Source organism: Bradyrhizobium sp. SZCCHNS30572 (genome assembly GCF_032484415.1).
Classification (GTDB): domain Bacteria; phylum Pseudomonadota; class Alphaproteobacteria; order Rhizobiales; family Xanthobacteraceae; genus Bradyrhizobium.
The window spans coordinates 185,798-200,091 of record NZ_JAUESY010000014.1 but is presented as its reverse complement, the minus strand read 5'-3'; the positions used below and the strand labels follow the sequence as shown (position 1 = coordinate 200,091).

The following is a 14,294-nucleotide window of genomic DNA, read 5'->3' as shown; positions in this document are numbered from 1 at the left end:
TCGCCAGCTGACAGGCCCGGCTCCAGCCGGCGAACGCGGTGGACCGCCAGCTACACCACGCTTGGGGACACGATCCATCATTGGCTATTCTCGCGCCTTGGTCGCAAACACGAGGCGTCCGCGGCGCCGGTCCCATCCGAGTGTTGAACTCGGCTATTGGCTTCGCCAGAAGTTGCCGCGGCTGCAGAGTAGATGATGGCCAATTCCATGGGCGGCTAGCGAGCCCAGGGCGACTTTGGAATCTGAGCGATCGGAGTTAACTCTCAGCGCGCCAGTCGAACACCGGGCCGGTCGCCGTCGATGAATTGCACGCCTCCCGCCTCCAGGGCGCGCCTGACGGCCGCCAAATTGTTGATTGACGGGATCCGGCCGCCTTTTTCGAAATCGCGAATGGTACTGTCACTCAAATTGGACCGAGCAGCCAATTCAGCCTGAGACCAGTCGAGCAGACCACGAGCTGCCCGAGATCGATCGGGAGTCATCAAACAGCCATTTCATGGGACGCATCGATCGCCGGCTCGGAGAATTCCTCCATGCGGCGGTTGGCCAACTGCGAGCAAGGAAATCGTTGCCGGGATGGAGACCTGCTCGGCCAGCCGAACGCCGGATGCGGTCAACCTACCTTGCTCATGACGTTGACCAGATCGGCATCGGCAGGCGCATCGGCAGGAACCAGGGTCGGAGAGGTCGCACGTTGTGGCCGCACGGACTGAGCCGTGGCGACAACGCTCGAGCGGCCGACGATGATGTGGGCGGTGATGACAGCCGGAACGCCGAGCCCGAACGCAATGTGGACCGTGCTGATCCAGGGCCGAAGCGCTTCGGATCCGACGTAGTAGAGCCCGAACGCCGTCGCGATGAGCAGACCATACATCGCGAGGCTGACGATACCGGTCGCTCGATTCTTCCCGGCACGCCACGCGCGCTGGACGTGCATGGGACCGAGCGCCCCAAGCAGCATCAGCGTCACCATTGCAGTTCCGCCATGCATGCTCAGCAGGTATGCGGCGGCCTGCTGCCACATCTCGCTGTCCAGCTCCGTGCGGGTCTTCATCTGGTCGGCATAGATCCACAGCGCGCCGCTGGCGAACAAGAGCCCGAGAATTCCGTAGAGGGCGAACCGAAACAAGCCTTTAAGCCGCATGCTGGTGAACTCCTTGCCAGTCCGGTGTCGTATGAATGTCGCCGTTCGCCGCAATCAACATGGCGCTCGCCTGGAAGCGCGCCAATGACGCCGCGGACTGCTCGCCGGCGACCATGACGACCTTGGTCAGCGCGTCGGCAACCATGCAGGTTGGCGCGCTCACGGTGGCGCCGTGGGCCGCCCCTGTGGGCAGCCGGGTCGAAGGCGTGACGACCGCTGTATCCATTGTTTCCGTCGATCGAAACGGGTCGAAGCGGCGCGCCGACGACGCGAGCGCCCCATTGCTTACTTCGACCTGGCACAAAAGCCTGTCCGGGAAACGCGGGTCGCGAATGTGGACGATGCGGGCATCGGGCCCGAAGGCGGCGAGGTCCCCACCTGCATTGACCATTGCGGAGCGCACGCCGCGGCTCTGCAACGCCGCGATCGCGCGGTCCACGGCGAACCCCTTGGCGATGCCGCCGAGATCGATCTTGACGGCGGAATCGCGGAAACGGACGCGGTCGTCGGCGAGCAACTCGATCGCAGTCGACTGCGGGACATCCGCTTGCGCCGTCGAGCCCACAGACGGCCTTGCCGCGCCGGCGACGGCAACGTCGAAGGCGCCGTCGGAGTGATGGGTCACATCGAGCGCCATCTTCAGCACGGCGTAGGTCCAGGAATGCACCTTCACGACGCCGCTCGATGCCGCGCGGTTCAGCCGCGACACGTCGCTGTCGGGATCGTGGAAACTCATCAGCCGATGCACGTCGGTCACCGCGGAAAACGCCGCTTCAACGGCATTCTCCGCATCGCAGCGGCGTGCATCCGTGACGTCGATCTCGACGAATGTCCCGAGCAGAGCCCGTGCTCGTCGAAGGCTAGCGGAAGTGGCTGGCATGATACGACAGCACCTTCTTAACGCCCTCGGTCAAATGGGTAGAGGACAGCGTAGCGCCCGAGATGTTGCGAATGTCGGAGTTGATGCGAAGCTCGTTCTGACTGCTCTTGCCGACGAACTGACCGAGCCAGCTGGCATCGTGCACCTCGCCGCCATAGGATTCGCGATAGTTCAGAATGTCGACGCGACGCACCCGCCCGTCGGGTCCGACGGCAACCGTGTAGTCGATCAGGAGGTGCTTGCCGACGACGTGATCGTAATAGAAGTAGCCGCCATTGCTCGCCTTCCATACCCTGCCCGGCTGGACTTCGGAAAAGCTGGCTCCCGGAAAAGCGGCCTTCTGCGCCTCTTCGACGCTCATGTACTGAATGGCATGGGCCGGTGCGGCGATCGACATGACGGCCACGGCGGGCGCCGTCCATTTCAACCAATCGCTCATCTCGTCCACCTCAACTTTGTTTCCATGGTACGCCCTCCCTCGCCGAACGCATTTTCGTCTTCTCAGGGCATCGATCGCTGTCAACCTCTCCTGCGAAGCCGTCTAAACCGCAGCAGCGACGCTCCGAACCATCCAGTTCAGTGCGACGATGAACCCGAGCGATCGATCACACTTTGCCTCGGCAACAGCCCTACCCGTTCGCGGGTCTGCCTCTCCGTCCTTGCCGACGTTCGCAACCACGCGCGCTGCAAATGGCTCCGAATGTCAGTCGAGAGAGTAGTGTTTCGATTGCGGCGAATTGCCGCGTCGATGTTGGCGATTTGCCGGAGCGGCTGGGGAATAACAATGTTGCTGCAGATCGCCACATCGCGGGGACCCGCGCTCGCGCAGCTTGCGGCACGCGAGCCTGACATTTCAAAGTCATGCAAAGACGTTTGCAGCCGTTTAGATCGATTCAAAATGCGTAATCCCTTCTTCGAACAGGACCTGGAAAGCGCGTCGCGTTTGGCAGGCGATCGTCCTTCGCGGCGGTAAGGCGGCCGCGCATGAGCATCGCTGCGCACAAACGAAGGTCGGCGCCGCAGATGTGGCGCCGACCTCGTGAACGACATGGCAGAAGACCGCTGCCGCAACTACCACGGCATCTGGTTCATTGCCTCCCACGGATTGCCGCCATAGGGCGAGGGCACGACCTTGATCTTCGCCATCATGCCCCCGTCCTCATGTTCGAGAATATGGCAGTGATAGACGAACTCGCCGACCTGTGAGAACGGGATATCAACCACCACGGGCTTCGACGTGCACTGCCCGTTCCGCCACTGCTCGATGCTGCAGACCCCGCTCTGGGATTCCATTACTTCCGGGACGTTCGGAGTCGCGACGCCGAGCGGGACGTTGTCCTGCAGCATGCCCCCGCCGATGCTCCTGTTCAGCGATACCGACAGCGGCGTGTTCTCCCCCGCCTTGCTGTTGACGGTCCGGAAGCGCGTCTGGTGAATGTGGAAGTTGTGATTTTCCGTCGACAGCTGCACCAGCTCCCAGGTCTCGTGGACGGGGCGCTGTCCCGGCGCGAGCGGCAGACAGACGATGTTCTGCGACGGGTCGAACTGGCTCACCGGGAGCTGGGTGCCGGGCACCGGGTTGCCGTTCTGATCGACCTCCTCATAGCCGAGACCGAAGGTGCCGTCGTCGGTCAGGTCGGCGATGCCGAAGAAGATCCGGCGGCGATGCCCCGCCGGCAGCGGACGGCAGCCGGCACGCAGCGGCGCGGCGTTCGCGTACGGCACCTTGGCATCGAGGATGCCCGACGGCTGCATGGTCGCCAAGGCGTCTCCCCTGATGTCCATGGCGTAGGCGATGTGATTGCGCCAACCGCGCTGGTGGAAGTGCACCTTGGCGAGATCGACCGCCGGCCACTGATCGCCGCTACCCATCGTCAATCCGGCCATCTTGAAGGTCGCGGAGGCGGACCGCCCAAGGCTGGCGATCGCACCTGTCGCGGGATCGCGATAGGTGACGAACACCTCGGTGCGCGAGCTCGGCATCATGACCATCTGGGTGACGCAGACCGGCTTCGAATGAAAGCCCGACGTTGGCGACGGCGGACAGGGAACGACCCTGAAGCGGGCGCCGCCGAGACGAACCATGGTGTCCATCGTCGTATCCTGCGGCAGGTTCACGCTCACGCCGTCGACCGAGATCAGCTGCATGACCATCGGCTTCTGCGTCTCGTCATCGGTCAGCTGAAGATTGTAGGACAGGCTGCCGGACGCATTGGTGAGCCGCCAGACCTCGCCATCGGGATCGGTGACCTTGATCTTCGGGAACGTCTGGCCGTTGACCGTGAAGAACCATTTGCCGCCGGAGAAGTTGGAGCCGCCATCGGCCGACAGATCGACGCCCGGGCACGCCCCCTCACGCACTTCGGAGCTGTCTGCCGGAAACTGGGCGCAGAAGCCCGGATCCTGCTGGTTGATCACCTCGCCGGGCTGGACGTCCACCGGACCGCTGTCGAACTGCACCGGGCCGCCGGGCGCGACCTGAAGATCCTTCAGGATCAGATGGCGCACGCTCGCGTCCGGAAACGGCGAATGCCTGGCATCGCCATGCGCATAGTCCGAGACCTCGCCGACCGAGATGATGCCCGCCAGGCCCTGCGAGACCTGGTTGAGCGAAATGCCATGAATGTGCGGGTGAAACCAGAACTGGCCCGACGGGTGGTTGCGCGGAATCTCGATGCGGTAATCCACGGAGTCCATCTTGTTGGAGCCGTGCTGATGGGTGGTCTGCGGCACCGGCATGCCGTTGGCCGAGTTGAAGATCTGGACGAAGACGTAGTCCCCGAACGTCTGGTCGGTCAGCGTCGGCGCGCGCGGCTCGACGATCAGCCCATGGGTATGCAGGTTGGTCGGATTGCGAAACAAATTGGCCTGGCCGGGATCGGTGTTGTGATTCACCTTGGCCGGGTCGAGTTGCGGCAGCTGGTTCACCAGCCTGATCTTCAGCGTATCCCCCTTCTGCAGCGCCAGTCGCACGCCACCATAATCCGCCACCGCGGCGCCGGCAGGACATTTGTCGCCTGAGGCCGGCCGCCGACAGATCTCGTAGACCCAGCCGGTCGGGTTCATCGGCGAGCCCCCAGGGGGCTCATAGGTGATCGTCGAGATCGGCTTGGGGCGCGCGATCATCAGCAGATCGAGCACGCCATGCCAACTCCTGAACACCGTCGGCTCGGCCAGATCGTGGGCCTGCGCCGCAGGACCCGCAACGGTCAAACCGGCCAACATCGCGGCCGCCGACGTCAGTAATCGCAGAGTTGGCTTGCGCACACGCCCAACTAACATGCCTGATCCCCATCTGGCTCGAGATACACCGGTAGGAACGATCACCGTCCCCGGGATGCGGAATTCGAATGAGCAGTCCGAACTCATCAGCCGATCTGCCGCATCGTCCCCTCGGCCTTCGTCGCCATGTCGGGTGGCTCCTTTGTGACGTTTTCTTTCGCTTTGTGAGAATTGCCGACCGGCGTTTAAGAATCGATCTAACTACACGTCCAGACGCCTGCGTTGTGCGCGTGGCGGACAGCAGCGACACAAAAACGACAACCAGCTCTCGTAGCTCGCCATGAAGCTCATGAGATCGTGTCGGACGCGAACGCTGCTGGACATGTTTGTGAGTGCCCCGCTCCGAGGAGACCGAACGATGCTGCTTGCTGTTGTTCTCGCATGGGCCTGCAACGTAACCGGCATGGCCTGTGGAGCACCGACCACCGAGATCATCCAGAAGGCCTACGAGCAGGAGGCGCCGTCATCCGGCGTCCGCCACGACAAGGGCCTCAAGATCGTCGAGGCGGCCTGCGACAAGGGCGACGTGGGCGGGCGTTTCCTGTGCCAGGTCTCTTTCGTATCGGAGGACGACCCCGACAAGCGCCTGTATTTCGACATCGTCTCCGCGGCTCTCACGGACAAGGGATGGGTGCTGACGAGCGGATTGTGCAAGCGCTGAGCGCCATCGACCGAGAGCCTCATCGCTTTTGTCGGTGCGGCCTGCCGGCGCCTATCGTCACGCTTCGATCCAGATCGGATCCATCCTTACAATTGACGGCGTCCCGAGCGTTGGCGTTGATGCATCCGGAGCAGCCTCGACTCCGGCGACAGAAAGGGCGGCCCGGCTTGAGCCAGCGGAGGCGCAGTGGGGGTTGACGGCATCTGGGCAAAGCTTTCGTTAGCTGAATTCGTCGGCTGGGCCGGCGCCTGCGCCGGCAGCAGCGTGAGAACGGTGACGTCCTCGCCCCGTTGCAGCGTGACCGATCTCGCCTCGACGAGACGCAGCGTCCACCCCTGATAGTCCGCGCCGGTTCTGATCCGCAACGGCGTCTTGCTGCTCGTATCGACGAACACCGCAAGGCCGCGGTCCCCGTTCACGACGGTGCCGACGAGCGCGAGTTGCGGCCGTTCCGGTGCGGGCGGCTCCTGCACCACCGGAGCCTCCACGACGGCCGGCAGCGGAGCCTCCGTCGGCGGAGGGCGGCGAGACGGCGAAAATAGCGGGCGCTCGCGCGTCGCCGACAATTGCTCGAGCGGAATGCCCCATAATGGGTTGCCGGTTCGCGATGGCGTTCGCTGCGCGATGGACGAGCCTTGCGCCGATCCGCTCGGCTGTTCGGCGGAGACCGCTCCCGAGACGTCCAGACCGGCCGAATGGGCGATGCCGAACGCCGACGCCACCGCCAGAACGCTGCAACAGCCGATCATGCAAAGCTTGGCGCGACTACTCATTGCAGGCCCTGCCACTGTCCGGAGACCGTCATCAGCACGCGCAGCTTGCCGCTGGAGGACGCCGCGGGGCCGTTCCCCTCGACGACCAGCTCGTCGACGAACAGACAGGGCATGCCGGCCTCCAGATCGTAGAGGATCGACTGCAGATCGGACTGACCGGCCTCGAAGCTCGCGCTCCCGCTGATATGACCGTCCTTGGCGCGGGGGCCCTGCACATCGAGCTGCGACGACGACACGCTGCCGCCATGACGCGTCACCACGTCGCCAAGGCGCTGCAGCAGCGCTGCTCCTGCCACGGTCACGGTCGGTCCTTCGAGAAAGGCCGATCCCGTCATGCCGGCATCGCCGTTGCCGGCCTGACGCGCGGCCGCCATGCTGTGGGCGTCCAGCAGGTGGAGTGTATCGGCGAGCGAGGTCACTTCGCTGCGCTGATCGATCATGCTCTTGATCGACAGCACCGTGACCGAGATCAGCACGATCAGCAGTCCCGCATAGGCGGCGGCGGCGATCGAGGGCGATGCGGAATTGTCCGTGACGAGCTTTGCGACGCTCATGTGCCAAGTCCAAAATGGGGCTTGATGCCCGCTTCGATATGGAACCGTTGTCCGGGATCGTCAGCCGAACGCGTGGTCGGCGCGAAGAAGGTCGCGCGCGTGAAGTGCGCCGACTGCTCGATCAATTTGACCAGTGCCGGCGCATCCTGGGTCATTCCGACGATTTGCAGTCTGTCTTTCTCGATCCGCAGCTCGGTCACATACGTGTTGTCGGGCAGTATCCGGGACAGCGCCTCCATCAGCACGACCGCCGCGGGGCTTTCCTGCTTGCGTCGCATCAGGCCTCGCAGCGCGGCGTTGTCGGTGCCCTGCAGATCGAGGCGCAGCGCTGCGCGCCGCTCGGATATCCTCCGCGTGAGCTGGCCTTGCTGCTCGTCCAGCCTCTCGCCCAGCAGGCTCCCCGCCGCGAAAGACAGCGCCGCTGAGATTGCGGCGACGATCAACAGAGCGGCCAGGACCCGACTGACACGGCCGACGTCGAGCGATCCCCCCAGGCGCTGCTCGTTCAACCTCGTTGCATTGGTTGCGGTGAGCCGGTCGTCGACCGGCATCGGCGCCGTCTCAGGCGCAGCAAACAGGATGATCGATCCAGCCCGCCAGGACTCGGCGAGGCGAATGAGAGATTCCAGCTTCGGCCTTGGCGCGGCGATCACGGTTGTTTGGATGCGCTCACTCGATATCTCGACCGGCGCAGTCCTGCCGAACACGGCCTCATGCGCCGACCACGGCGTCAACCGGTCGAGCTGCGAGCGGACCATGGCATCGAGAAACTCGACGGCGCGCTTGGGCAGATCCAGCGGCCGCCAGAGAAAACGGTCCGGCCTCAGCACGACTTCGATCCGGCTGCCGTGAACGGCCGCGTTCCAGCTCTCCGGAGGCGCGGGCAGGCTCGCGTCGCCGTCCGGCAGGAGAATGCGACAATCGGGCGGGACGGATCGCCCGGGTCGCGCGAGCATCCGCATGATGAAGACGTTCCGTTCAATCTCGATCAGCCGGACAGACGGCTTGATGGTGAGCCGGCCTATCGCGGCCACCACGGCTTCGGCGACGGAGCCGATCCAGGCCGCCAGTTCGCGGCGCACGCGCGTCGACATCGTCATCTCGGCGCCTTTCCTGTTGGCCGAAGCATCCCCGGAGTGTTGACATCATCGCGCCACGCCAGGACGCGGTAAGGATCCTCACCATCGCCCAGCAGGATGACCGCTTCCGTTGCGGCCCTGCGACCGCCGTCAAAGCCGATCGTGACCCACACGCGGACGGCATCGGCGACCTCCAAGGTCGCTCCGGCGCGCGCCGGCCCCAGCGCCGCGTTGAGCGACCTGACGTCGCGGCGCAGGCCGGCCCGCTGATCGAGGAAGCTCTTCAACTGCTCCTGGGTCATCCCGGGAAGCGCGGCCACCACCTCGGGGGCGGCCTCCAGCGCGTCGATCTCGCGCCGGCCGCTGAAGACGGTGACGAAGGACATGGCTCTGTCGACCAGCGGCGGCGGCAGGTTGAGCACCAGCCGAAGCTCCTCGACGTTTGCGAACGGCGCGGAACGAGGCATGTAGTCCGCGCCGGCCGTGCGGTAGAGATCGCGCTCCGCGTCCGCAACGTTGTCAGCCGGCGGCGTTCGCCAGCCGACGATCCGCTCGGCATACTCGCCGGCCTTGTCCGCGCGCGCACCGAGAACCTCGAACAGGTTGGCCAGCATCTGCCTGGATGCCTGGTTGAGATCGATTCGGGCGGCTTCCGACCGGAACGTGACCGAAACCTGCGCATGATCGAGCCGGAATGAAAAGGCGCCGGCGGCGGGGCGCTGCGGCTTCGGCGACGCGGACAATCTGTAGGCCGCAAGCTCGAGGCCTGCCGAGGCCAGCGCCGCCGATCGCAGGCGAGCATCATCGAGCGACAGGCGTTGAGAGGTGCTGACGAGATAGACGGACAAGGCTCCTGCCAGTCCAGCCAGCGAGACCAGGAGCCACAGCACCGCAATGAGTACGAAGCCGCCTTCCCGATCATCGGGATCCGGATCTCGCGGGTGCTTCTGTCGCCACATCATCATTGCTTCGATGCTGTGGAGGCGCGCCCGACCGTTGCATCGGCCGAGAGAGCGTGTCTGTCGCAGGTGGGGTCCGCGGGCCGGCAGACGCTGTCGGGCGGCGCCGAAACACGAATGACGGCGATCCGTGACAGCGACGGTGCGCTTGCGCGGCTTCCGTCGTGCACCGTCACCCGCACGGCCGCAGGCAGCCTTTCTGCATTCTGCCACGATGGACTCCAGATCCGGTCTGTCCCCGCATAGGCAAACGACACCCGGTACGGCGCCTTCAGCAGCACCACCGGATCACCGAAATCCCGGGCGGACGCACTGCCGGGCGCGAATGCCGCGCGGGTGCGGGTCAACGCCGCGCCATCGCCGCCGCCTTCGGCGATGCGGACCACGTCCAGTCCGCTGCCCCGATGCGGTCCGAGCGCCGTTCGGACGAGCGTGATCGAGGTCTCCGACCCGTCGAACAGAACGGACTTGGCCTGCCCATCCGGCTTGATGAATTCGGAGGCCGCGATATCGGCGCCGATGCGATCGAGCGCCATGCTGATGGATTCGCTGCGCTGGATGCGATACAGGCCGCGATCCCAGTTCGGCAGCCATTGCGACGTGACCGCGAGCAGCCCGGAGATCAGCAGCCCCATCAAGACCATGGCGACGAGGACTTCCACGAGGGTGAAGCCAGCTTGAGTATCGTTGGTCCGCGTCGCCATCACTCGGCCCGCCTTCGAAACAGCCGGACGGTTTCCAGCTCCATGGTCGCGCCCGATGGCGATCGCACCTGGAGCACGATCTTCTTTGGGACCCACGCCGACGCGCTGTCCGGTGCGCCGCCATCGATGGCGAATGGCTCCGCCTGCGCGCGCCAGAGATGAGCCGTCGACTCCCCTGACTGGGTCGGCGATGCCGGCGGCAGGCGGGACGGAAAGGCCAGCCACAGTGCGTTATAGGCCGCCTGTACCAGAGCGACGTGCTGCTCCAGCTTCCTGCTGCCGCGCGCCGAGGACCCCATGAGCGCGCCGATCGCGACGAGCGACACCGCCATGATCGCGAGCGCGACCAATGTCTCGATCAGGGTAAATCCTGCCGTCGGCCTATCGGCTCGACAGACCAGTGCTCGGGACAATCTCGATCCCTCCTGTCAGCCAGTTGACGCGAATTTGGTAGCCCGCATCGAGATGGGTGAGCGTGATGACGCCGCCGCACGACATGCCCGATCCGAAGAAGCTGATGGTCTGGATTGCGGGCCGATCGTCGCAACGACGCGGCAGCACCGTCTCGACCCGCACGTCCGTCGGCAAGCGAACGACCTGCCCGTTCGCGCCCGAGCTGAACGAGCGCGCCTGCGCGTCGATGCGAGTCACGACCTCCAAGCCTCGCCTGATCGCGGCGTTGCGATCGGCCTTCAACAGCGCAGCAGCCTCGATCGCATAGGCCTCGAGTTGCGGCCGCGAGGTCTGCCGCGAGACGGCGGGGACCGCGACGGACGCCAGCAGCGCGACGATCGCGAGCACACAGACCATCTCGATCAGAGTGAAGCCGGCCTCGCAGCCGTCACGGCCGACCATCGTTATTTGGCACCCATCGTGATCGACGAAGAGATGTCGGCGGCAAGATCCACGCCGCCCTCCTGCCCGTCCGATCCGTACGACACGATTTCATAGGGCACATGCTGTCCGGGCGACCGGTAGACGTAGGCGTGATTCCAGGGATCGCTCGGGACATTTCCTCCCTTGAGATACGGACCCGCCCAGCCTGCGATGGTCGAGGCAGGCCGGACCAGCGCGGTCAGACCTTCCGACGAGGTCGGATAGCGCCCGGTGTCGAGATAGAACAGATCGAGCGCGCTCGAAAAACTCTGAATTTGAATCCGGGCGGTCTTGACGCGGGATTCGTTCAGGGATGTCAGCACACGCGGTCCGATCAGACCCATGATCATTCCGATGATGGCGATGACGACCAGCATCTCGACGAGCGTGAAGCCGCTCTGAGGGTCGTCGCGCGCAATGTTGGTCCGCCGCGCGGTACAGCTGATCCCTGACTGTTTCATGCGATGATCCATCTTGTTCTACCCGACGAGTTGCGTCACCGACAGCAGCGCGGTCATCACCGAGACGATGAGACCGCCCACGACGGTGCTGATGAGAATGATCGCGGCCGGACCGACGATGCCCACGATGCGATCGAGACCGCGCTGCAGCTTCGCCTCGTAGAACTCGGCGATGCGGCCGGCGAGAACCGGCAGCTGTCCGGTCTCCTCGCCGATCCGGATCATCCGCGTGGCCATGGCCGGCAGAATGTTCGTCGCCGCCAGCGCTTCCGATAGCTTGCCGCCCTGACGAACGCGGTCGGCCGCTGCGTTCCACGCCGCAGCGCTGCCGGTGGCCGCCATGATGTCGACCAGGACGCGCAGCGTCGCCGTCAAGGTCAGCCCGCTGCCGAGCAGGATCGCGAGATTGCGGCAGAATACGCTCGTGCGATACGACCTGAACACGGTCGCAAGGCCCGGAAGCTGGCAGACCCGCGCGATCACGGCAGCGCGCACGCTTGCGCGGCCAAGGAGAAGGAGAGCGGCAGCAATCAGCGCGCTCGCCGACAGCGCGATCGCCGCGCCGTTGCCACGGATGAAATCGGAGATGTCGAGAAACGTGTTGATGGCGGCGTCGGACCTGGCGCCGAAATCACGCAGCACCGCCGAGAACTGCGGCAGCACGACGATGAAGAAGAACAGCATCACCAGAAAAGCGGCGATCAGGACGAACAGCGGGTACTGCATCGCGTCGCTGAGCTTGCGACGCAAGGCTTCCGCGCGTGCCCGCTCGGCGCCGAGCACATCGAGCACGTGATCGAGAGTGCCCGAGACCTCCCCGACCCGCACCAGCGCGACATACATCGCGGGAAACTGCGCGGCATGATGCGCCAGCGCTTCGGCGAAGCTTTCTCCAGCCAGGACGCTGGATCGCAACCGACTGACGATCGGACGCAACCGCCCGATATCGGCATCGCCAGCGAGAAGCTCGAGCGAATCCTCGAGCCGGGCTCCGGCCTTCAACAACAGCGCCAGATCACGCGTGAAGGTCGTGACATCGCCAGGGGTCGGACCGCCGAACAGCGCGAGAGTGTCGCGGGCGAGGACGCTCGCGGCCTTTTCCTCGACGGTCTCGATCGGCAGCAGCCGCAGATACTCGATCCGGTCGATTACCTCCTTGGCCGTCGTAGCCGAGATCGTGCCGTGCACGACGTCGCCGTTCTCGGTCAGTGCACGATAGCGGAATCTGCTCACCGGCTCACCGTAACGTTGTGACGCGCAGGATTTCCGCGACCGACGTGGCACCGGCCCGGCACTTCGCGACACCATCGTCGAGCATCGTGGTCATGCCGTTCAGAATGGCGCTGCGGTCGATCACGGCCGCATCGGTCGTGCCCTGGATCAGTGACCGGATCTCCGGATTCAGCTCCAGAACCTCGAAGATGCCGAGCCGGCCGCGATAGCCGGTGCCGCCGCAGCGCTCACAGCCCGCCGGCTCGTAGACCGTCTCGCCGACGTCGAAGCCCACCGCGGCGTAGCGCGGGTCCGCGCAGAGATCGTTGGCGCTCAGCATCCGCTTCGACCTGCAGCGCTCGCACAGCCGGCGCACCAGCCGCTGGGCGATCACCGCGCGGAGCGTCGAGCGCAGCAGAAAGTCCTCGACGCCGAGATCGAGCAAACGCGGCACAGCAGCCGCGGCGTTCTCGGTATGCAGCGTGGTCAGCACGAGATGGCCGGTCAGCGCGGCATGGACCGCGACGTGGGCGGTCTCGCCGTCACGGACCTCTCCGACCATGATCACATCGGGATCCTGCCGGACGAAGGAGCGCAAGGCCGAGGCGAAGGTCAGCCCGATCGACGGCTTGACCTGCGATTGGTTGATCCCCGGTATCTCATACTCGACCGGGTCCTCGATGGTGAGGATCTTGCGCGTGGGCTCGTTGAGGATCGACAGCGCAGTCGCGAGCGTTGTGGTCTTGCCGCTGCCGGTCGGCCCGCAGATCACGATCATGCCGTGCGGCAGCGCCAGCAGGCGGCGCAGCGATCGATCGTCGTGGGGAGAAAAGCCGAGCTTCTCGATCGCGAGCAGACCCCGATCCTTGGGAAGCAGCCGGATCACCGCCGACTCGCCATATTGCGTTGGCATCACGGCGACGCGCACGTCCAACTCGACGCGGCCGATGCGAAGCCGCGCAGCGCCATCCTGAGGCAGGCGCCGTTCCGCGATGTTCAGCCCGGCGACGATCTTGATGCGCGAGATGACGGCTCGGGGCAGCACGCCGGACGGCTCAGGGAGCAGCTTCAGCAGGCCGTCGACACGCATCCGGACCGATAGCCCGCTCCGCATCGCCTCGACATGGATGTCGCTGGCGCGCAGCTCCACCGCCCGCTCGAACAGATCGTTGACCGCGCGCACCACCGGCGCTCCGGTGGCGAGGTCGCGCAAGCCCTCGATGTCGTCGTCGCGCAGCTGCGGCTCAGCCGTTTCGCTGCGCGCCGGTACCTCGTCCTCGCCGGCGAGCCGGTTCAGCGCGGTGGCAACATCCTCGGCGGAGGCGACCACCAGTTCGACCGCCGTGCCGAACACCAGCTCCGCGGCGCGTGCCGCTGCGGTGTCGCGGGGATCCGCCACCGCAAGGCATGGTCCGTGCCCGGCGGATTGGAACGGGAAGACCATCGTCTCCCGCAGAAAGCGCCGTGAAAAATGTTCTGTGAGCGGTTTGGACGCCAGCAAATCGGACAGCGCGATCCGAGTCAATCCGAGCTGCCGCGCGATCTCGTCGGCGGACTCGGGACCTGCGGGATTGGTCGCCGTCGATGATCCCATCCCCGCGCGGTGCTGCGCCGCAGCGTCGACCCGTCCAGCGGCGAGCCGGACCGGCCCCCGGCCATCCCGCAGATCGTCGGCCAATCGTAGAGGAGGAGTCGAGCTCATGGCGCGT

The 14,294-nt window shown here is 65.3% G+C and carries 16 protein-coding genes; 1 reads left to right on the top strand and 15 read right to left on the bottom strand.

Translation table 11 applies throughout. The features are described 5' to 3' along the window. Positions 1-263: 263 nt before the first annotated feature. From QX048_RS34160 to QX048_RS34140, 5 genes are all read right to left on the bottom strand, one after another. Positions 264-482 carry a helix-turn-helix transcriptional regulator gene (locus QX048_RS34160; RefSeq protein ID WP_315828132.1) on the bottom strand — a complete coding sequence of 73 codons (219 nt, stop codon included), beginning with the start codon at positions 480-482 and terminating at the stop codon, positions 264-266. Between the two features lie 131 nt (positions 483-613). Beyond that, positions 614-1,144: a hypothetical protein gene (locus tag QX048_RS34155; RefSeq protein WP_315828123.1), complete on the bottom strand. Its 531-nt coding sequence runs from the start codon at positions 1,142-1,144 to the stop codon at positions 614-616. Next, positions 1,134-2,024, bottom strand: a complete 891-nt coding sequence (locus tag QX048_RS34150) for an FAD:protein FMN transferase (protein WP_315828122.1) — start codon at positions 2,022-2,024, stop codon at positions 1,134-1,136. The genes QX048_RS34155 and QX048_RS34150 overlap by 11 nt, the downstream gene beginning before the upstream one ends. Then, positions 2,005-2,463, bottom strand: coding sequence for an FMN-binding protein (locus QX048_RS34145; RefSeq protein WP_315715594.1), 459 nt, complete (start codon positions 2,461-2,463; stop codon positions 2,005-2,007). The genes QX048_RS34150 and QX048_RS34145 overlap by 20 nt, the downstream gene beginning before the upstream one ends. A 632-nt stretch (positions 2,464-3,095) precedes the next feature. Next, positions 3,096-5,090, bottom strand: a complete 1,995-nt coding sequence (locus QX048_RS34140; protein WP_315828131.1) for a multicopper oxidase domain-containing protein — start codon at positions 5,088-5,090, stop codon at positions 3,096-3,098. Between the two features lie 574 nt (positions 5,091-5,664). Between QX048_RS34140 and QX048_RS34135 the strand changes: the two genes are divergently transcribed. After that, positions 5,665-5,967 carry a hypothetical protein gene (locus QX048_RS34135; RefSeq protein WP_315828121.1) on the top strand — a complete coding sequence of 101 codons (303 nt, stop codon included), beginning with the start codon at positions 5,665-5,667 and terminating at the stop codon, positions 5,965-5,967. Between the two features lie 86 nt (positions 5,968-6,053). Here QX048_RS34135 and QX048_RS34130 read toward each other — a convergent pair whose 3' ends face one another. The 10 genes from QX048_RS34130 to QX048_RS34085 all read right to left on the bottom strand — a co-directional run bounded on the left by QX048_RS34130 (position 6,054) and on the right by QX048_RS34085 (position 14,287). Next, a complete protein-coding gene (locus QX048_RS34130) occupies positions 6,054-6,443 on the bottom strand; it encodes a hypothetical protein (RefSeq protein ID WP_315828120.1) in 390 nt (129 codons plus the stop codon). Between the two features lie 293 nt (positions 6,444-6,736). Further along, positions 6,737-7,294, bottom strand: a complete 558-nt coding sequence (gspM, locus tag QX048_RS34125; protein WP_315828119.1) for a type II secretion system protein GspM — start codon at positions 7,292-7,294, stop codon at positions 6,737-6,739. Beyond that, positions 7,291-8,394 (bottom strand): PilN domain-containing protein, encoded by a 1,104-nt coding sequence (locus QX048_RS34120; protein ID WP_315828118.1) that lies wholly within the window; start codon positions 8,392-8,394, stop codon positions 7,291-7,293. Before QX048_RS34120 ends, gspM begins: the two co-directional genes overlap by 4 nt. Continuing rightward, complete coding sequence (locus tag QX048_RS34115) at positions 8,391-9,338, bottom strand: type II secretion system protein GspK (protein WP_315715589.1); 948 nt, start codon at positions 9,336-9,338, stop codon at positions 8,391-8,393. The genes QX048_RS34120 and QX048_RS34115 overlap by 4 nt, the downstream gene beginning before the upstream one ends. Next, positions 9,335-10,036, bottom strand: a complete 702-nt coding sequence (locus QX048_RS34110) for a prepilin-type N-terminal cleavage/methylation domain-containing protein (protein WP_315828117.1) — start codon at positions 10,034-10,036, stop codon at positions 9,335-9,337. Before QX048_RS34110 ends, QX048_RS34115 begins: the two co-directional genes overlap by 4 nt. Next, positions 10,036-10,449: a type II secretion system protein gene (locus QX048_RS34105; protein WP_315828116.1), complete on the bottom strand. Its 414-nt coding sequence runs from the start codon at positions 10,447-10,449 to the stop codon at positions 10,036-10,038. Before QX048_RS34105 ends, QX048_RS34110 begins: the two co-directional genes overlap by 1 nt. Continuing rightward, complete coding sequence (locus QX048_RS34100) at positions 10,418-10,891, bottom strand: prepilin-type N-terminal cleavage/methylation domain-containing protein (RefSeq protein ID WP_315828115.1); 474 nt, start codon at positions 10,889-10,891, stop codon at positions 10,418-10,420. The genes QX048_RS34105 and QX048_RS34100 overlap by 32 nt, the downstream gene beginning before the upstream one ends. A 2-nt stretch (positions 10,892-10,893) precedes the next feature. Beyond that, a complete protein-coding gene (gene gspG, locus QX048_RS34095; protein ID WP_315828114.1) occupies positions 10,894-11,373 on the bottom strand; it encodes a type II secretion system major pseudopilin GspG in 480 nt (159 codons plus the stop codon). Positions 11,374-11,391: 18 nt separating this feature from the next. Then, on the bottom strand, positions 11,392-12,606 hold the full coding sequence (locus QX048_RS34090) for a type II secretion system F family protein (RefSeq protein WP_315828113.1): 1,215 nt from the start codon (positions 12,604-12,606) through the stop codon (positions 11,392-11,394). Positions 12,607-12,610: 4 nt separating this feature from the next. Beyond that, entirely contained in the window at positions 12,611-14,287 is a 1,677-nt protein-coding gene (locus tag QX048_RS34085) for a GspE/PulE family protein (RefSeq protein ID WP_409999283.1), read from the bottom strand. Positions 14,288-14,294: the final 7 nt, after the last annotated feature.